This is a genomic window from Burkholderia lata (assembly GCF_902499335.1).
GTDB lineage: Bacteria > Pseudomonadota > Gammaproteobacteria > Burkholderiales > Burkholderiaceae > Burkholderia > Burkholderia lata_B.
Window position 1 is genome coordinate 715,388 of record NZ_CABVQK010000001.1, and the last position, 17,701, is coordinate 733,088.

15 protein-coding genes are annotated in these 17,701 nt (G+C 66.9%); 10 read left to right on the plus strand and 5 right to left on the minus strand.

What is annotated here, in order from left to right; translation table 11 throughout:
• The first annotated feature begins 83 nt into the window (after positions 1–83).
• On the plus strand, positions 84–1,031 hold the full coding sequence (locus BCO18175_RS03320; RefSeq protein WP_174915758.1) for a LysR family transcriptional regulator: 948 nt from the start codon (positions 84–86) through the stop codon (positions 1,029–1,031).
• 19 nt (positions 1,032–1,050) lie between these two features.
• Here BCO18175_RS03320 and BCO18175_RS03325 read toward each other — a convergent pair whose 3' ends face one another.
• Both BCO18175_RS03325 and BCO18175_RS03330 read right to left on the minus strand, forming a co-directional pair.
• Positions 1,051–1,515, minus strand: a complete 465-nt coding sequence (locus BCO18175_RS03325) for a hypothetical protein (RefSeq protein WP_174979363.1) — start codon at positions 1,513–1,515, stop codon at positions 1,051–1,053.
• A 96-nt stretch (positions 1,516–1,611) separates the two neighbouring features.
• Positions 1,612–3,741 (minus strand): TonB-dependent receptor, encoded by a 2,130-nt coding sequence (locus BCO18175_RS03330; protein WP_174979364.1) that lies wholly within the window; start codon positions 3,739–3,741, stop codon positions 1,612–1,614.
• 931 nt (positions 3,742–4,672) lie between these two features.
• Between BCO18175_RS03330 and BCO18175_RS03335 the strand changes: the two genes are divergently transcribed.
• Entirely contained in the window at positions 4,673–6,301 is a 1,629-nt protein-coding gene (locus tag BCO18175_RS03335; RefSeq protein WP_174979365.1) for an NADP-dependent glyceraldehyde-3-phosphate dehydrogenase, read from the plus strand.
• Between the two features lie 67 nt (positions 6,302–6,368).
• Here the strand turns inward: BCO18175_RS03335 and BCO18175_RS03340 are convergent, their stop codons facing one another.
• Complete coding sequence (locus BCO18175_RS03340; protein WP_174979367.1) at positions 6,369–7,535, minus strand: M24 family metallopeptidase; 1,167 nt, start codon at positions 7,533–7,535, stop codon at positions 6,369–6,371.
• A gap of 128 nt (positions 7,536–7,663) precedes the next feature.
• Positions 7,664–8,992, minus strand: a complete 1,329-nt coding sequence (locus BCO18175_RS03345) for an MFS transporter (protein WP_174979369.1) — start codon at positions 8,990–8,992, stop codon at positions 7,664–7,666.
• A gap of 271 nt (positions 8,993–9,263) precedes the next feature.
• Here BCO18175_RS03345 and BCO18175_RS03350 point away from each other — a divergent pair, with 271 nt between their 5' ends.
• A complete protein-coding gene (locus tag BCO18175_RS03350; protein WP_174979370.1) occupies positions 9,264–10,232 on the plus strand; it encodes a LysR family transcriptional regulator in 969 nt (322 codons plus the stop codon).
• Between the two features lie 18 nt (positions 10,233–10,250).
• Here the strand turns inward: BCO18175_RS03350 and BCO18175_RS03355 are convergent, their stop codons facing one another.
• Positions 10,251–10,883, minus strand: a complete 633-nt coding sequence (locus BCO18175_RS03355; protein ID WP_174915764.1) for a LysE family translocator — start codon at positions 10,881–10,883, stop codon at positions 10,251–10,253.
• Positions 10,884–11,474: 591 nt separating this feature from the next.
• On the opposite strand from BCO18175_RS03355, the gene BCO18175_RS03360 reads away from it, so the two are divergent.
• The 7 genes from BCO18175_RS03360 to BCO18175_RS03390 all read left to right on the plus strand — a co-directional run bounded on the left by BCO18175_RS03360 (position 11,475) and on the right by BCO18175_RS03390 (position 17,653).
• A complete protein-coding gene (locus BCO18175_RS03360; RefSeq protein WP_174915765.1) occupies positions 11,475–11,798 on the plus strand; it encodes a DNA-binding protein in 324 nt (107 codons plus the stop codon).
• Between the two features lie 93 nt (positions 11,799–11,891).
• Positions 11,892–12,131 carry a hypothetical protein gene (locus tag BCO18175_RS03365; protein ID WP_174979371.1) on the plus strand — a complete coding sequence of 80 codons (240 nt, stop codon included), beginning with the start codon at positions 11,892–11,894 and terminating at the stop codon, positions 12,129–12,131.
• Entirely contained in the window at positions 12,128–12,673 is a 546-nt protein-coding gene (locus BCO18175_RS03370) for a hypothetical protein (RefSeq protein WP_174979372.1), read from the plus strand. The genes BCO18175_RS03365 and BCO18175_RS03370 overlap by 4 nt, the downstream gene beginning before the upstream one ends.
• A 103-nt stretch (positions 12,674–12,776) precedes the next feature.
• The gene (locus tag BCO18175_RS03375; RefSeq protein ID WP_174979609.1) at positions 12,777–13,262 is read left to right on the plus strand and encodes a hypothetical protein; all 486 of its coding nucleotides are present in this window, start codon (positions 12,777–12,779) and stop codon (positions 13,260–13,262) included.
• Between the two features lie 242 nt (positions 13,263–13,504).
• Entirely contained in the window at positions 13,505–14,968 is a 1,464-nt protein-coding gene (locus BCO18175_RS03380; RefSeq protein ID WP_174979373.1) for a PepSY-associated TM helix domain-containing protein, read from the plus strand.
• Positions 14,946–15,365 carry a DUF2946 domain-containing protein gene (locus tag BCO18175_RS03385; RefSeq protein WP_174979374.1) on the plus strand — a complete coding sequence of 140 codons (420 nt, stop codon included), beginning with the start codon at positions 14,946–14,948 and terminating at the stop codon, positions 15,363–15,365. The genes BCO18175_RS03380 and BCO18175_RS03385 overlap by 23 nt, the downstream gene beginning before the upstream one ends.
• 173 nt (positions 15,366–15,538) lie before the next feature.
• Positions 15,539–17,653, plus strand: a complete 2,115-nt coding sequence (locus tag BCO18175_RS03390; protein ID WP_174979375.1) for a TonB-dependent receptor family protein — start codon at positions 15,539–15,541, stop codon at positions 17,651–17,653.
• The last annotated feature ends 48 nt before the right edge of the window (positions 17,654–17,701 follow it).

Below are 17,701 nucleotides of genomic sequence, written 5' to 3' on the forward strand. Positions count from 1 at the left end.
GAGTTTTTGGAATTATTGACTGTCCCTGGCTCCGCTCGCCGGCCCGCACCGGGCAGGCCCGTTCGTCAGACGAATCGAACATCATGCGCAAATTCAAGATCCCCAACATGGGCGCGCTCGTGGCTTTCGAAGCCGCCGCGCGCCACGAAAGCTTCACGCACGCGGCCAAGGAGCTGTTCCTGACCGAAAGCGCGGTATCGCGCCAGATCGCGACGCTTGAAGCCAGCCTCGGTGTGCGGCTGTTCGCCCGCGTGAAGCAGCGCGTCGTGCTGACGCGCGCCGGCAAGCTGTACGGCACGCAGGTGCGTCGCGCGCTGGAGGCGCTCGACCGCGACACGCTGTCGATCATCGCGCACGGCAGCGGCGGCGGCTACCTGGAGCTGGCGGTGCTGCCGACCTTCGCGTCGCACTGGCTGATCCCGCGCATCAAGAGCTTCTACGACCGCACGCCCGATGTACGCGTGAACATGGGCAGCCGCACCGACCTGTTCTCGTTCGAGGACACGCACTTCGAGGCCGCGATCCACTACGGCAAGCCGACCTGGCCCGGCACGTCGTCCGACTACCTGTTCGGCGAGGAAGTCGTGCCGATCTGCTCGCCCGCGCTGCTCGACGGGCCCGTGCACAGCGTCGAGGATCTGCTCGCGTACCCGCTGCTGCACTCGACGACTCGCCCCGGCGCGTGGGCGCAGTGGTTCGAGACGCACGGGGTCGAGGACATCCGCACGATGCAGGGCGTGCGCTACGAGCTGCACACGATGCTGATCAGCGCGGCCGCGGCCGGGCTCGGCATCGCGCTCGTGCCGAAATTCTTCGTCGAGGAACAGTTGCAGCAGCTCGGGCTGGTGGTGCCGTGCGACGCGGCAACCGTCGGCGATTCCGCGTACTACCTCGTGTATCCGACGGAGTTCAGCCACAGCAAGCCGCTGGAGCTGTTTCGCGGCTGGCTGCTCGAGCAGGCGAGCGCGTATGCGTCGCCGGATCCCGATGCGGATGGCGACGATATGGTGGATGACGAGGACGTCGAGTAACGGCGCGGCCGCGCCAGTCTTATGGCGCGGTGGCGCCGCACGCATGTCGCGTCGGCGGACTGGCCTTCACGACCTTCACCAGCCGCGCGTGATCAGGCTCCTCCAGCCCCGGACACACCGTGTCCAGATCGCGAATCACGAGCGTCGCGCTCCCGTCGAACCGGCACACGCCTTCGGGTTGCGCGGCGGGCAGCCGCAAACTGCGCCGTGCATCGCGCTGGTTCATGAACCGGATCACACCGGCGCGTTGCGAACGGTCCGGCAGGCGCCGCGCCGATGCGTCGTCCTCCTCGAACCACACCTCCGGCCCGATCGTTTCGTCGCCGTAATCGAGCGCGTAACGGCCCGACAGCGTGATCGTCCGGCCGACGTGCACCGAATGGCATTCGGGTTCGGCATCGGCCGGGATCGTCTGCGCGCGCGCCGCGACCGCGCCGCAAGCGAGCCACAACAGCGCGCACAGCACGCGGGCGCGGCCGGTCATGCTCAACACATCAAGCGATTGGCGGATCATGGGCAGTAACGTGCGGCGCGTCGTGACGAAGACCCGCATTGTCACCTGACGCGCGCATCGCGTGCATTACATGTGCCACTTCACCGTGGCGGTCAGCGTACGCGGATCGCCGGGCATGTTGTACAGGTCCGCATTGCCGTGCGCGGCAATGAAGTAGCGGCGATCGAACAGGTTGTCGAGCGTGAGCGTGACGTCGACCTTCTTGCTGCGATACCCGGCGCCCAGGTTGAACACGGTGAACGACGGCAGCGTGACGAGGTCGCTCGCCGACGTATAGCGCGCCGACTGGAACTGCATGCCGGCCGCCGCATAGAAGCCGTACGGCAGCTCGCGCTTCACCCACAGGTTCGCGCTGTGGCGCGGCATCAGCCCCGGCGTGTTGCTCGACACCGCGACGCCGGCCGCCGTCGATTGCGCGGAACCGTCGACCGTCCCGTTCAGGTACGCGTAGCCCGCATACACCGACCACTTCGGCGCGATCTCGCCGGTGAAGCCCAGTTCCATCCCGTGCACGTGCTGCGTGCCGATCGGCAGCGCATAGCCGGGATTCGCCGGGTCGCCGATCTGCTGGTTGGTCTGGCGCATGTCGAACAGCGCGACGCTGGCCGTCGCCTTGCCGCCGAGGTCGAAGCGCGAGCCGACTTCATACGCGGTGGTTTTCTGCGGCGCGAGCGCGGCGCCGTTCGAGAACGCGCCGGCACTGATCAGCGTATCGGCCAGCGGCGAGAACGACTGGCTGAACGACCCGTACAGCGTCAGCCAGTCGAGCGGTTCGTAGATCAGGCCGACGCGCGGGCTCCACGCGTGATCGGTGCGGTCGAGGTTGACGTTCGACGCGGTGTAGTCGTGGCGGATCTGGTTCAGGTAATCGAAGCGCAGCCCCGCGAGCACCTTCCAGTGCTCGGTCAGCGAGATCAGGTCCTGCGCGTAGACGCCGGCGAGCCCGACGACGGTCGACGCGTTCGTCTTTGCCCGCGCGCCGGTCGGCACGCCGGGCAGCACCACCTGCTGCGGATTGAAGAGATCGTAGGTCGCGACCTTCGACACGCTGTAGATCGTGTCGAACTTCTGCTGCTGCGACAGCTCGAGCCCGTACAGCAGCTCGTGGCGCATGCCGAACAGCGACGTCTTCTGCGTAAGCTCGAACATCCCGTCGATGCCGTGGTCGGTGCGCTGGCGCGTCGACTGGTCGAGCGTCACGACCGGGTGCGCGGCGGTCTTGATCGGCTCGTACGTCACGTAGTTCTTGCGTTCGAGCGAGAAGTCGTACGCGCGGATCGCGCCATGGAACGACAGCGAATCACTGAAGCGGTGATCGAGCGACACCGTCGCGCTCTTCGCGGAGATGTCGTTGTACGAGCTGTTCGCCGCGTCGGCCGAGCCGTAGTACGTGTTGATCGGCACGTTGACCGGCCGGCCGAGATACGCGGGCAGGCCCTGGTCGGACGTGCGGCGATCATGCAGGTAGTCGAATTCGACGTTCAGCACGGTGTCGCGGTCGAGCTTGAACTGCGCGGACGGCGCGATCGCCTGACGGTTGAGCTGGAACTGGTCGCGGAAGCTGTTCGAGTTCTCGGCCGCGCCGGTGATCCGGAAACGCGCCGCATCGTTCGCGTTCCAGCCGAGGTCGAATTCGCCGCGCCGCTCGCCGCGCGTGCCGAGCGTCACGCCCACGTCGCGCACCGGGTTCGCCTCCGGCCGCTTCAACACGCGATTCACGATGCCGCCTGCCGAGCCGCGCCCGTACAGCACGGCCGCCGGGCCCTTCAGCACTTCCACGTGGTCGACGTTCGACAGGTCGCGATAGTAGAGCGCATCGTCGCGGATGCCGTCGACGTACTGGTCCGTGATGCTGTTGAAACCGCGTATCGTGATCTGGTCGCGCTGGCCGTCGCCGACCGAGAAGCCGACGCCCGGCACGTTGCGCAGCGCATCCTGCATCGACGTCGCGTTCTGGTCCTCGATCACCGCGTGCGGCACGACGTTCACCGTCTGCGGCACGTCCATCAGCGACATGTCGGTCTTGGTCGCCGCGCGCGAGTGGCCGCCGTCGTACGACGCATGCTCGGCTGCCGCATTGATGGAGATCGCGGGCAAGGTCGCCGCGGCATCGCTCGCCTGCGCGAAGGAGGTGCGTGCGCCGGCCAGCGACGTGGCGATCAGAAGCGCATGGCACGCGCTCGTGTTGAGTTTCATCGTTGAAGTAGAGGCTGAGGGAAAACGGCGAACGGAAACGCATCCGGCCAACGCGCGAACCACGCTGAGAATCGGCTGGCGAAATCCTTTCCGTGAACAAGAAGCGGCGCGCGAGGGATCGCCTCGTCGCGCTGGCGGGCCCGTGAATGGCCGGCGCGGATGGCTGCCGGCCGGCAGGACCGGCACGAAAGAAGCCGTGACGCTCCGTCACGGCCCGTAACGGAGCGAAATATTAAACGAGAATGATTCGTATTTTTAGTTAATTTTCAACATGTCGCCTGCCCGCAACGTGCATGCGCGTGGCGCTCTGCATTCCTGACGAATGCCTTTCTGTTTCGGGCTTTAATGCGACTTTTGCGTAATAAAAACGAAAGAATTCCATCGGCCACATCAGGCGATGAAAGGCAAGGTAAAAGGCGGGATTCGGGAGACGACGGCGACGAGACTGGAGAGGATCACGAAGCATCCGTCGAAGCAGGCGGAACGCATTCGATGTCCGGTGCGCGCCGGACCGGGCAACCCCGACCCGGCGCTCCGGGCAGCCGACCTCGCATCGGCAACGCGGCGGACCTACTTCCGTTCTTCACTACATATGCTCTCAGGCTCACTTCATTTTTTTCTTCGCCGCGAAGCGCCATTATCCGCGCAATCCGGCCCAAGGGAAACGTTTGCGGGTGCGGTTGGCGTGTTATACCAAGCATTCGGCAACAGTCTTTCTGAATGCTTACGGTGCATGCGGCTTGGCTCGGTAAATCTTGCATTCGCGTCGGCGTTCCTTTTTAATGGAACTGGTTCCATTCGTTGATTCGGCCATGGTCACGCGTGACGCGTCGTCGTCCGCGCGTCATGATGCCGATTCAGGATCGAGGATCACCCAGCTCAGGATTCGCATCGCCCGTCCTTCCCGGACACCCCGTCAAACGAGACCGTCATGCCCGATTCCGCCTCCCTGCAGCAGCTGTTTCCCGCCTTTCAGGACATCCCCGCCGAGTATCGGCTGGCTTCACCGATTCACCAGCGCGTGTCGCTCGTCGACGGCGAATTGCGGCCGTGGGACGGCACAACCAAGACCGTGCTGTCGCCCGTGTGCGTGCGCCAGGCGGACGGCAGCGTCGAGCAGGTCGAGATCGGCAGCTACCCGGTGATGGGCGAAACGGAAAGCGACGCGGCGCTCGACGCCGCGGTGCGCGCGTACGACGCCGGCCGCGGCGAGTGGCCGACGATGAAGGTCGAGCAGCGCATCGCGTGCATGCAGGACTTCATCAAGCGGATGGTCGCGCAGCGCGAGCTGGTGGTGAACCTGATCATGTGGGAGATCGGCAAGAGCCTCGCCGATTCGCAGAAGGAGTTCGACCGCACCGTCACGTACATGACGCAGACGATCGACGCGCTGAAGGAGCTCGACAACGCGAACTCGCGCTTCGTGATCGCCGAAGGCACGATCGGCCAGATCCGCCGCACGCCGCTCGGGGTCGTGCTGTGCATGGGCCCGTACAACTATCCGCTGAACGAGACTTTCGCGACGCTGATCCCCGCGCTGCTGATGGGCAACACCGTGGTGTTCAAGCCGCCTCAGTACGGCACGCTGCTGTTCGAGCCGCTGCTCGAAGCGTTCCGCGACGCGTTCCCGAAGGGCGTGATCAACACGATCTATGCGCCGGGCGCGGTGGTCGTGCCGCACATGCTGGCGTCGGGCAAGATCAACGTGCTCGCGCTGATCGGGTCGAGCAAGGTGGCCGACCACCTGAAGAAGCAGCATCCGAAGTCGCACCGGCTGCGCGCGATCCTCGGCCTCGACGCGAAGAACGCGGCGATCGTGCTGCCCGACGCCGATCTCGACCTCACCGTGAAGGAATGCCTGCTCGGCGCGCTGTCGTTCAACGGCCAGCGCTGCACCGCGCTGAAGATGCTGCTCGTGCACCGCTCGATCGTCGACGAATTCCTGAAGCGCTTCACCGCCGCGCTCGAACAGTTGAAGATCGGCATGCCGTGGGAGAAGGGCGTCAGCATCACGCCGCTGCCCGGTATGCATCGCACGGCCTACATGACGGACGCGATCGACGACGCGAAGGCCAAGGGCGCGCAGGTCGTCAACCATTCGGGCGGCGAGTTCAGCAAGACGCTGTTCTATCCGGCTGTCGTGTACCCGGTGTCGGAAGGGATGAAGCTGTATCGCGAGGAACAGTTCGGGCCGATCATTCCGGTGGCGACGTTCGACGACGTCGACACCGCGCTCGACTACGTGACGACGTCGGATCACGGCCAGCAGGTCAGCATCTTCGGTTCCGATCCTGCGCAGATCGGCGCGCTCGTCGATCCGCTCGTGAACCAGGTGTGCCGCGTGAATATCAACTGCCAGTGCCAGCGCGGACCCGACGTATTCCCGTTCGCCGGCCGCAAGGATTCGGCGGAAGGCACGCTGTCGGTGAGTGACGCGCTGCGCGCGTTCTCGATCCGCTCGATGGTCGCGGCGAAGCAGACCGAAGGCAGCAAGCAGCTGCTCGACTCGATCGTGTCGGATCACTACTCGAAGTTCATCAATACGGGCTTTATTTTCTGAAGCGAGCCGTTCGCGAAAAAGCCGCTGCACACGCCCGTGCAGCGGCTTTTTTTGCGCCTGCGCGTGACTACGCCCGAACCGGGAACGTCAACGCGTCCAGCTCCAGCGGCCCGCCGGTCAGTTGAACCGGGCCTTCATCGCCGATCAGCACCGTATCGGAATGACGGAAGCCGCCGACACCCTCGATATAGATACCCGGCTCGATCGTCAGGCACATCCCCTTCTCGATCGGCCGGTCGTAGCCTTCGGCGAAGAACGGCGCCTCGTGCGCGGTGACGCCCATCCCGTGCCCGGTCCGGTGCAGCATCCGGTCGCCCATCCCCGCGCGACGAAAATAGTCGTTGACCTTGCGATCGACGTCACTCAGCAACGCGCCGGGCATCGCTGCGTCGAACGCGATCCGTCGCCCTTCCGACATCACGTCGAACGCGCGCCGCGCCGCGTCGGGCACGTGACCGAGGAAGAAGGTCCGCTCGACTTCCGCGCCGTAGCCGTTCATCACCGCATTGACGATCGACACGTGCGGGCCGCCCTCTTCCATCCGCATGTCGATGTTGCTGAAGTTGTGCGGATCGTGCGACACGCTGCCCGGCTGGAACACCGCGACGATCCGCGTGGCCAACGGGTTCAGCGACGGATCGTCGGCCAGCAGCCGCTGCATGATGAAACCGCGAATACGCGACGACATCTCCGCCATCCCGAGGCCCGGGCGCGCTTCGCTCAGCAGCAGGTTGTGCGCATCGGTGGCGATCCCGCACGCATACACGTGGCGGCCGATCTCGTAGTCGGACTTGATCATCCGCACGTCGTCGATGATGTCGATGCACACGCGCTCGCCCGGCGTCTGCGCATAGACCTGCAACGGACACACCGACTCGACGCCAACGCGTTCGCCCGGCCCGAACAGCGCCTTGAAACGGTCGCTCCATTCGCGCCCGGCCGGCGCCGGGAATTCGAAATACGGGATCAGTTCGAGTTCGCCGATCGAGCGCGTTCGCACATGCGGCTGCTCGAGCTGCGGCACGACGAACTGCGGCGGGCCGCTGCGCGAGATGACCAGCACGAACGGCCGCTCGTGCACGATGTTCGCGAAATTCGTCAGGTAGTAGATGTTGTCCGGCGAGAACGCCACATAGCGATCGAGGCCGGCTTCCGCCATGCGAGCGCGCACGCGGTCGAGGCGCCCTTTGAGTTCCGCCTCGCTGGGCGGTGCAAAGGTGGGTTTGAACTTCATGCGTGACTTCTCCTGTTGAGGGTGAGGGGGCGGCCGCACGAGCCGGTCATTGCGATATCGCCGTACCTGTACATTTAATTCGTTGTCCTTCATTTCAACAACACAAACGTCGACTGAATCAAGCTCGCTTATTCGCTAGGCATGCGTCGGAATCCGAGCAGCGCGACCAGGCTCACGACCGACACCGCGACGATGTACAGCGCGGGCGACGCCTTGTTGTGCGTGATCGCGATCAGCCACGTGACGATCAGCGGGGAAAAACCACCGAAGACCGTCGTCGGGATGTTGTACGACACCGCAAGCCCGGTGCTGCGCACCGCGGCCGGGAACGCGCGCGCGGCCAGCGCGGGCACCAGCCCGACGAGCACGCCCATCGGCGCGGCGGCAGCGGCCTGCATGATCAGCAGGTTGCGCAGCGAAGGGCTCGCGATGACCCACAAATAGAGCGGCAGCGTGATCGCGGACAGCACGACGATCGCGGCCGCGACCATCGCGACCGGCCGGCGCCAGATGTCGCCGAGCAGGCCCGCGACCGGCGCGATCGCAACCATCACGATGCCGGCGACCGTCGTGCTCATGAACGGCGCGGACATTGGCAACCCGAGCTGCTTCACCGCGAACGTCGGCATGTAGATCAGGTACATGTAGAACGCGGCGGTGCTGACGATCGTCACGCCGATCGCCGCGAGGAACGACGCGAGGTGCTCGCCGAACAGGCGCTTGAGCACCTGCGCGACCGGCAGCGCTTCGCCGTGCACGAACGCATCGGTTTCCGACACGCTCCTGCGGATGTAGAAGCCGACCGGGCCGATCAGCAGGCCGACCACGAACGGCACGCGCCAGCCCCAGCTTTCGAGCTGATGCGGGCTGAGCGACGTCGTCAGGATCGTGCCGATCGTTCCGCCCAGCACGATGGCGAGCATCGTGCTCGACATCTGCAGGCTCACGAAGAAATTGCGTCGATGCGGCGGCGCCTTTTCCGCGAGGAAGGCGACGGTGCTGCCGAATTCACCCGATGCCGCGAAGCCCTGCACGAGCCGCGCCAGCACGAGGATCGTGGCGCCGAGCCAGCCGGCCTGCGCATAGGGCGGCGCCACCGCGATCGCGGCCGTGCCGGCCAGCATCAGCCAGATCGTGACGGACATCGCCGCCTTGCGGCCGTACCGGTCGCCGTACAGCCCGAGCACGACGCTGCCGAGCGGCCGCACGACGAACCCCACGCCGAAGGTTGCCGTCGCGAGCAGCAGCGACCCGACCTGCCCGGCCACCGGGAAAAACAGCTTCGCGATCACGCTGGCGAAATAGCCGTAGATCACGAAGTCGAACCACTCAAGCGCGTTGCCTGCCGCGGCCGCCGCGACGTCGCGCATCGTGCCTGCCCGCGCGGACGGCTGCGCCGCCGCCGAACGGCGATCGAGCGCGATGGCGCCGGCCGGATTCACTGCATCCTCTTTCATCGTTTGTCTCCTCCCTCTGCTGGCTGCAGTGGTTTCGGGCTCATGTTCGATGCGCACCGTTACCGCGTCCAACGGATTTCCGGAATATGATCATCACCAGCGTGAATAACGGTGCGAGCGCGGCGCGCGACTTCGTCGCGGCGCCAGCCGGCTCTCCGCAAGGGCAAACGCGGCCTTGCACGAACGGCCCGCGGCCCGGACACTGGCCGCCACGATGTGCCGGCTCCCGACGCCACGCGCGGGATGCCGGCACCCGAATGGGAGATGTGCGATGAAGGATGTGTTCCGCCAGCTCGACCTCAACCTGCTGCGCGTGTTCGCGGCATTGATGGCCGAAGGCAACGTCACGCGCGCCGCCGAACGGCTCGCGCTTTCACAGTCGGCGGTCAGCAATGCGCTGCGCAGGCTGCGCGAATCGCTCGACGACGTGCTGTTCGAGAAGACCGTCTCGGGTGTGCGGCCGACCGCGCGTGCGCGCGAGCTGTGGTCGGCGGTCCAGCCGCACTTCGACGCATTGAAGCAGGCGATCTCGCCGGACCAGTTCGACCCGCAAAAGCATCGGGGCACCTTCACGATCGCGATGTCGGACTACTCGGTCGAGCGCATCATGCCGCGCCTCGCGCAGTACATGGGTACACATGCGCCATCGATGCGGATCGAGCTCACGCCGTTCAGCGTCGCCGACCTGCCGGCCATGTTCGACCGCGGCGGCGTCGACCTTGCGATCGGCGGCTACCTGAACGATTCGAGCCCGAGCAGCGGCGTGCGCACGCACGAGATGTGGCCGATCCACTGGAGCTGCCTGATGCGCAAGGATCACCCGCTCGCGAAGGGGCCGCTCACGCTGAAGCGCTTTCTCGCGGCGCGGCATCTCGACGTCGGGTTTTCCGGCATGCGGGTGCCGGTGTACGACAGCCTGCTCTCCGCGCACGGCCTGCAGCGCAATCTCGTCCTCACACTGAATGCGTACTCGCCCGCGCTGGCGATCATCCGGGAGTCGGATTTCATCGGCGTGCTGCCGACCACGCTGCTCGATCTGTCGATCCACGAAAAGGAACTGGTGTCGCGGCAACCGCCGGTGCGCATGCCCGCGCGGCCTTACTGCGTGATCTGGCATCAGCGCTGGGACAGCCATCCCGCGCACCGCTGGCTCCGGCAGACGATCGTGTCGCTGTTCACGCGCCCGACGGAGCCGCCGGGCGACGCCGTGCGTTCGACCACGCGACGCGCCGCCCGCTAGATCTGCGGGCGTCCCGCCTTAAACGTTCGACACCAGCAGCCGGATTCCCGCCACGCCGAACACGACGGCAAGACATGCTTCCATCGCGCGCCGGCCGCGCACGTACAGCCGGCGCGCACCGTCCATCGAGAACACGAGTGCGTAACCGCCGAACACCAGGCACCCGATCACGATGCAGCCCGGCACGACAGCGCCGTGCGACGCGCCCGCGCCGTTCGACGACAGCGCGACGATCGACACCCACACGAGGATCGCTTTCGGATTGGTCAGGTGCAGCATCGCGCCGCGTACATAGAAGCGCGACAGCCGTTGTTCACCTGCCGCATTCAGCGATGCCGCCGCCTTGCCCGACCACGCCGTGCGCCCCGACTTGAACGCAAGCCACAGCAGGTACAACCCGCCGAACAGCTTGATCGCGACCAGCAGCTTCGACCACGCCAGCAGCGCGGCCGACACGCCGAGCGCCGCGACCGTCGCCCAGAACATCGACCCTGAAATGACGCCGAGCGCGAACGCGAGCGCCGCCTTGCGGCCCTGGTTCGCGGCAACCGACATGATCGCGAGATTGCTCGGCCCGGGGCTGGCCGTACCGATGAAATAGGCCGTGTAGGCCAGCAGCAGGTTGGCCGAGAAGAAGGCGTGGACGCTCATGTCGAACCTCGCAGGGATGATCAGGGGATTGTTGGCAAACACGCGCCGTCTGCCCATGGACAATTGGCCGACAATTCGCTGGGCCAGTTGGGCGGTCGCCAAACCGGATCGCCGCGCGAATCCGTCTCGGTTTTGAAACACCCGTCACATTCGCCATCGGCTTTCGCCGACCTGGGCGGCCGTGCCGCACCACCGCCTCCGGCACGTCGAACGCTTGGCAGGCGCAGGCGGCACGCACATGCCGGTGCGTTTCGTCAGACCAACGGGGAACCACGCGACGCGTTTTATCGCGGCGTTACGTTACATCCATGAAGCATTTCGCCTCGCCACACCGTCTCGCGACCCTCACGCGTATCGCACCGCGCATGTAGATGGCCCCCTCGATCACCTTCGCCATCCAGTACCGGCGGGACTCGCCGCCCCGCGTCGCACCATGGCTCAACATTACTCAACAATCGTCTCGCGGCGCTGGTACGGAACCTGCATTCCATTCGGGGGACAACCGCGCCGATCACCGCGCATACACGAACCCACGCTCGGGCGCATCCACCGGATACGCCCGAACGATCCGAGCAAGTTACGAGGCCCGTCATGAATGCGCTGCCCAATTCGTCCGACACGTCGTTCCAGCTCTTTCTCGCAAAGCTGCTCGAACAGCCGTTACCCGACTGGACCGAAAAACAGCAGATGGAACTCGAGATGGCACGCTCGCTGTCCACCGAAATGGTCCACCTCGCCGAGGACATGCGCGGCCACACGCCCGATCTCGCGCGCTGCCTCGTGCTGCTCCGCTACGCGAAGGTGCTCGACTTCATGCTGACGTCGCTCGCCGCGCACCGCGACATTCACCCGCAGACACTGCGCACGCTGTTCCGGCTCGCGAACCTGAAAGTCGACGATGCGTATCCGGCTTGAGCCGGCGCAATGCATCGGCTGCCGCGGGCGTCACGCACGCCCACGGCGGCCCTTCCCGATTCGCGGCGCGCGCATGTCTGATAACCTCGCCGCATGATCCCCAGGAACCGGAAATCCCGACTGGCCGGTGCGCTCGGCGTGTTCGTGAAACGCTACGGCCGCAAGGCGCAGAAGCGTCTCGACCCGAACGATCGCCGCTACGATCACGACGTCGAGCGGACGATGCGGCGCTTGTCGCCGGCGGACCTGTCCGATCTGCTGGCCGACGATGACGGCAGCGCGGGCGACGCCAAGGCCGAGGCCGGTTTCGCCGATGTGAGACGCACGCCGTGAACGCTGTCGACTTCGACCAGATCTGGCCGGCCATCTGCGAAACCCCTGCCTGGTCCGTGACAAAAGGCCAGGGCAGCTTTCTCACGTTCGAATTCGGGCAACCCGCGCTGCATGTCCGGGAGCCGCTCGCCGGCTCGCCCGGCCTGTCCGCGACGGCGCGGGACAGGCTCGCGTCGCGGCACGTGACGGTGGCCGGCAACGGGCATCTGTGGATCTGCTACTGCCATTGGTCGATCGCGCTCGACGGTCACGAGCTCGCGCACAGCGAATCCCGATCCGGCGACATCGCGGCCGCCGCACAACGGCTCGACGGACAGATCCTGCAATCGGTCGCGCCCTGCGCCCAGCCGGGATCGTGGGCGTTCGACTTCGACCTCGGCGGCAAGCTGACGACCTGGCCGTACGGCGACGAACCGGCCGACGAACAGTGGCATCTGTACGACCGGCGCTCGGGCAACGTGCTGACCGCCCGAGCGGACGGCACCTGGTCGTATGGCCCGGCGAACGCGCCGCCCGACAGCGGATCGTTCGGTTCCGAATAGCCGCCGCGCGCGCCCCATCCGCTTCCGGCAGCACGCCGGGCTGATGCCGCGCATCAGCGTGACGGCCCGCCCCTCCCCGCAAACGGAGGTACAATCGCGCGCCATGAACGCACTTCGCCGCTTCCTGCTCCGGCAAGGCGTCGCGCGACAGCTTCTGTGGGGGTTCCTCCTCGTGACGCTGCTGTCCCGCGCGCTGATGTCGGGCGCCGTGATGCTCGATCCGGACGGTCCGGATGCGGGCTCGGTGGTGCTGTGTTCGGGCCGCGGCCCGCTGATCGTCAATGTGGCCGCACTCGCCGCCCGTTTCGATGCCGGCGCGCCGATCACACCGGCCAACGACGCGCGGGCGCTCGCCGATGCGCTCAAGCATGACGCGCATGTCGACAACACGGCGTCGTCCGGAAACGGCGACAGCCTGTGCGCATTCGGTGCCGCGCTGTTCACGGCGCTGGCGTCGTTCGTGGCGTTGGTGCTGCTGTTTCCCGCCGCCGCGCCGCGGCGCTTCCGAATTCGCTTCGACAGTATTCCCATCGTGCGATCGATCTTCGACGATCGCCCCCCCTCCCGCGCGCCTCCCCTGTTCTGCTGACGGTTCCGCCCAGCGGCTCGTGCACGTCGACGTGCATGGGCCTGCATGCCGTTCGTCTCACACGACCTGATTCAAGCGTTCACCCGCATGCCCGCCTCGCGCGGGCGACGCCGTCATGCGCCCCATCTGCGCATGGCGCCGCGCCGCCCGTTCCGTCGCTGCGCGCAGGCGGGTGCAACGCGCGTTGACGTCCGCCGGCCCGCGCCGGCGTGGCCGCTCAACGAACACGAGGAGCTGACACCATGTCGACCACCGTCGAGCGAGCCATCTCGCCCGCCCAATCCGCCCACGCCGGTTACCGGACGCTCTGGCGCTGGCACTTCTATGCCGGCCTGTTCGTCATGCCGTTCCTGGTGGTCCTCGCGATCACCGGAACGCTCTATTGCTTCCAGCCGCAGATCGAGCCGCTGCTGTATCCGCACCGGCTCGTCGTCGAGCCGCGCGCCACGCCGCGACTCGATTCCGACGCGCTGCTCGCGAGCGCGCGCACCGCGATGCCGGCCGGCGCGACGCCGGTGTCCGTCCAGGTCTCGACCGCGCCGGACCGCAGCGCCGAATACGTGTTCCGGCTGCGCGACGGCAGCCGCGAGAGCGTGTACGTGAACCCGTACGACGGCAGCGTGCTCGGCACGCTGAGCGTCGAGAACCGCTTCATGCAGATCGACCGGATGCTGCATCGCAAGCTGCTGCTCGGCAAGACGGGCGAGCTGCTGATGGAGCTCGCCGCATGCTGGACCTTCGTGATGATCGGCACCGGCATCGCGCTGTGGTGGCCGCGCGGCACGGCACGCGTCGGGCAGGCACTGCGCCCCGACCTGTCGCTGCGCGGCCGGCCGCTGTGGAAAAACCTCCACGCGACGGCCGGCATCTGGCTCGCGGCCGGCACGGTCGCGTTCATCCTGACGGGGCTGCCGTGGTCGGGCTCGTGGGGCAAGAACTTCAAGGCGCTGGCCGCGACCGTGAACCTCGGCGCGCCGGAAGGCGCATGGGGCGGCGGGTCGGTGCGCTCGACGCGCCCCGGTGCCGCCGCGGCGCCCGCGCCTGCCCAGGCCGCCGCGCCGGCCGGCCATCACCACGAATCCGGCGAGTCGATGCCGGGGATGGTGATGGACGACTTGCCGTTGCCGCAAACGCCATGGGCGGTCGGCAACGTGCCCGTCCCGCATTCGCCGTCGGCGCCGACGCCGGCACCGCTGCCGCTGGCGCGCGCGATCGCGATCGTCGCGGGCCTCGGCGTGACGAGCGGCTACACGCTCGCGCTGCCGTCCGGCGCGGACGGCGTGTTCACCGCGTCGTACTTCCCGGACGACCCGAAGGCCGAGCGGACGATCTACATCGACCAGTACAGCGGGGCCGTGCTGAAGGACATCCGCTATGACGACTACGGCGCGGTGTCGCGGGCCGTGTCGTACGGCACGTCGCTGCACATGGGCCGATACTTCGGGCTCGCGAACCAGATCATCTGCGCGGTGCTGTCGCTCGGGCTCGCCGCGATGGCCGTCACGGGCACCGTGATGTGGTGGAAGCGCCGCCCGGCGGCCAAGTTGGGCGCGCCGTCGCGCGAACGGGGCGCACCGCCGATGCGAGGCTGGATCGCGGGGCTCGTGCTGCTCGGCATCGTCTTCCCGCTGATGGGCGCGACGATCGTCGCGGTCTGGTTGATCGACCGTCTGCTGTTCGGCCGTGCGGCGCGCGCGGCAGCCTGATACATCGCGCGCCGGCGCACGATATGCGCCGACGCTCCAGGCCCGGGCCACCGCGTGGCTCGGGCTGTTCGCGCTCGTGCTCGCGCTCGTCGCGCCGCTGATCTCGCAACTACGCGCGGCGGCATCCGATGACGGCTTGCCGGCCGCGCCGATCTGCTCGGCAACCGGCAACACGCTCGTGGCGCACGCGGAACCGCATGCGCCGTCGGACGCACATTTCGACCGCTGCGGCTATTGCGGCCTGCTCGCCGGCCATCCGCCGCTGCATTACGCGGTGTTCCTGTCCGCTTCCCCGGCCGTGCGGCATGCGCCGCCCGAGCCGCTGATCCCTTCCGCCCACCGCCCGTCGAAGCGCTACGCACTCGCCGCGCGCGGGCCGCCTTCCGCCCGCGCCTGACGCACATCGCGACCGCGCCGCCGCTCACCGCGCGGCGCCGTCCGCTTCGCCTGCCCGCCCTGACGGTGCCCGATGCCGAACCCGCGCGCGTGACCACGCGCGGCGGCCGGCGCCGCGCATGGCGCGCATCGTGTCCGACTCATCGTCGTCACCCTGACCATACATACAACGACATGTTTCCCTTGACCCGTATTGCCGTCGCGCTGTCCGGCGCGATCTCCGTGCTCTCCGCGTCGGCCGCATGCGCACAAGACACCGCCGCGCCGGCCGACGCACCGGCAGCGTCGACGCTGCCCGCGATCAACGTCAACGCAACCCGCGAGATGGACTCACTGACGTCGAAATCGACCGGCAGCCTGAAACGCACGCTCGAGCAGACGGTTGGCTCGGTGGGCTTCGTCGATGCCGACAGCTACCGGAACACCTACGCGTTCACACTGCGCGACGTGCTGAAGGACGTGCCTGGCGTATTCGTCGAGAACCGCTACGGCCAGGAGCTGCGGCTGTCGATTCGCGGCTCCGGGATTGCCCGCTCGTACCACACGCGCGGCCTCGAGATCCTGCAGGACGGCATCCCGACCAACCTCGCGGACGGCAGCGGCGACTACTACCAGATCGATCCGCTCGCGCTGCAGGCGGTGCAGGTCTACAAGGGCGGCAACGGCCTCGCGTACGGAGCGTCGACGCTCGGCGGCGCGATCGACTTCATCACGCCGACCGCCCACACGGCCGACGCGCCGAACATCCTGCGCGTGGAAGGCGGCAGCTACGGCACGGTGCGCACGAGCGCGCAGATCTCGCGCGTGCTCGGCCCGCTCGATTTCCTCGCGAACTTCAGCGTCAATCACGCGGACGGCTATCGCGATCACGCGAAGGGGCAATACGAGCAGTTCAACGCGAACGTCGGCTACCGGTTCAGCCCGACGGTCGAGACGCGCTTCTATGTCGGCGTGTACGTCGTCGACCAGTTGCTGCCGGGCACGCTGTCGCTGTCCGACGCGCTGAACAATCCAACCAAGGCCGCGCCGAACGCGATATCGGGCGCCCAGGCGCGCAACACGCGCACCGAGCGGATCGCGAACCGCACCACGGTGAAGCTCGATTCGGGCGAACTGCAGTTCGACACGTGGGCGATCCACAAGAGCCTCTATCACCCGATCTTCCAGGCACTCGACCAGGACGGCTGGACCTACGGCTTCGCACCGCGCTACACGGGGCACCTGACGCTCGGCGGGATGCGCAACGACCTGATCGTCGGCGCGCGCTTCTTCGGCGGCCGCACGCAGGCGAACCAGTACGTGAACGTCAACGGCAACAAGGGGGCCCAGACGCTCGACTCGACGCAGACGGCGTTCAATTACGAGGCATACGTCGAGAACCGGCTGTTCTTCGTGCCGACCGTCGCGCTGATGACGGGCGTGAAGGTGCTGCACTCGGTGCGCGAGTACATCGACAACGGCGGGCTGCCGCGCAACCCGAACACCAAGTCGACGAACGCGAGCTACAGCGGCGTCAATCCGAAGCTCGGCCTGCTGTGGCAACCGGATGCGCACACCCAGGCCTACGTCGACATCACGCGCAGCCAGGACGTGCCCGACTTCACCGACCTCACGCAGACCTTCTCGAACACGACGCGCTTCACGCCACTCGCGGCGCAGCACGCATGGACGATCGAGTTCGGCACGCGCGGCTCGCGCGAGCGCGTGAGCTGGGACGTGACCGCGTATCGCTCGCTCGTGCGCGACCAGTTGCTGCAGTACACGACGAACCCGGATGTCCCGGCGTCGACGTTCAACGCGAACAAGACGGTGCTGCAAGGGATCGAGGCCGGCGCGTCGGTCGAGCTGCTGCGCAACGTCACCGGGCGCGGCGCGGGCGACAAGGTCACGCTGTCGGGCATCTGGAACCTGAACGACTTCCGCTTCAAGAACGACCCGCAGTACGGCAACAACCGGATCGCGGGCGTGCCGCTGAACGTGCTGCGCGCAACGCTCGGTTACGCACGGCCGAGCGGCTTCCACATCGCGGCGACGCTCGACTGGGTGCCGTCGGGCGCGTGGGCCGACGATGCGAACACGTTGCGCGTGCCGAGCTACACGCTGCTCGGGCTGCAGGCAGGCTACGACTTCCGCAACGGGCTGTCGCTGTTCGTCGACGCGCGCAACCTGACCAACAAGCGCTACGTGAGCGACATCAGCACGGTTGCGGATGCGCGCACCGCGAACACCGCGATCTTCTATCCGGGTGAAGGGCGCAGCGTGTTCGCCGGCATGCGATACGCGTTCTGATGCGTAGCCTTTCAAGAAACACCGCATTAAACAGATTCAAAGGATATC

What these genes read in the sequence shown, in the direction of transcription:
- BCO18175_RS03380 (WP_174979373.1), top strand. Translation starts at nt 13,505, where the DNA reads ATGTCGACCACCGTCGAGCGAGCCATCTCGCCCGCCCAATCCGCCCAC.
- BCO18175_RS03330 (WP_174979364.1), bottom strand. Translation starts at nt 3,741, where the DNA reads ATGAAACTCAACACGAGCGCGTGCCATGCGCTTCTGATCGCCACGTCG.
- BCO18175_RS03325 (WP_174979363.1), bottom strand. Translation starts at nt 1,515, where the DNA reads ATGACCGGCCGCGCCCGCGTGCTGTGCGCGCTGTTGTGGCTCGCTTGC.
- BCO18175_RS03355 (WP_174915764.1), bottom strand. Translation starts at nt 10,883, where the DNA reads ATGAGCGTCCACGCCTTCTTCTCGGCCAACCTGCTGCTGGCCTACACG.
- BCO18175_RS03320 (WP_174915758.1), top strand. Translation starts at nt 84, where the DNA reads ATGCGCAAATTCAAGATCCCCAACATGGGCGCGCTCGTGGCTTTCGAA.
- BCO18175_RS03360 (WP_174915765.1), top strand. Translation starts at nt 11,475, where the DNA reads ATGAATGCGCTGCCCAATTCGTCCGACACGTCGTTCCAGCTCTTTCTC.
- BCO18175_RS03340 (WP_174979367.1), bottom strand. Translation starts at nt 7,535, where the DNA reads ATGAAGTTCAAACCCACCTTTGCACCGCCCAGCGAGGCGGAACTCAAA.
- BCO18175_RS03335 (WP_174979365.1), top strand. Translation starts at nt 4,673, where the DNA reads ATGCCCGATTCCGCCTCCCTGCAGCAGCTGTTTCCCGCCTTTCAGGAC.
- BCO18175_RS03390 (WP_174979375.1), top strand. Translation starts at nt 15,539, where the DNA reads ATGTTTCCCTTGACCCGTATTGCCGTCGCGCTGTCCGGCGCGATCTCC.
- BCO18175_RS03375 (WP_174979609.1), top strand. Translation starts at nt 12,777, where the DNA reads ATGAACGCACTTCGCCGCTTCCTGCTCCGGCAAGGCGTCGCGCGACAG.
- BCO18175_RS03345 (WP_174979369.1), bottom strand. Translation starts at nt 8,992, where the DNA reads ATGAAAGAGGATGCAGTGAATCCGGCCGGCGCCATCGCGCTCGATCGC.
- BCO18175_RS03350 (WP_174979370.1), top strand. Translation starts at nt 9,264, where the DNA reads ATGAAGGATGTGTTCCGCCAGCTCGACCTCAACCTGCTGCGCGTGTTC.
- BCO18175_RS03365 (WP_174979371.1), top strand. Translation starts at nt 11,892, where the DNA reads ATGATCCCCAGGAACCGGAAATCCCGACTGGCCGGTGCGCTCGGCGTG.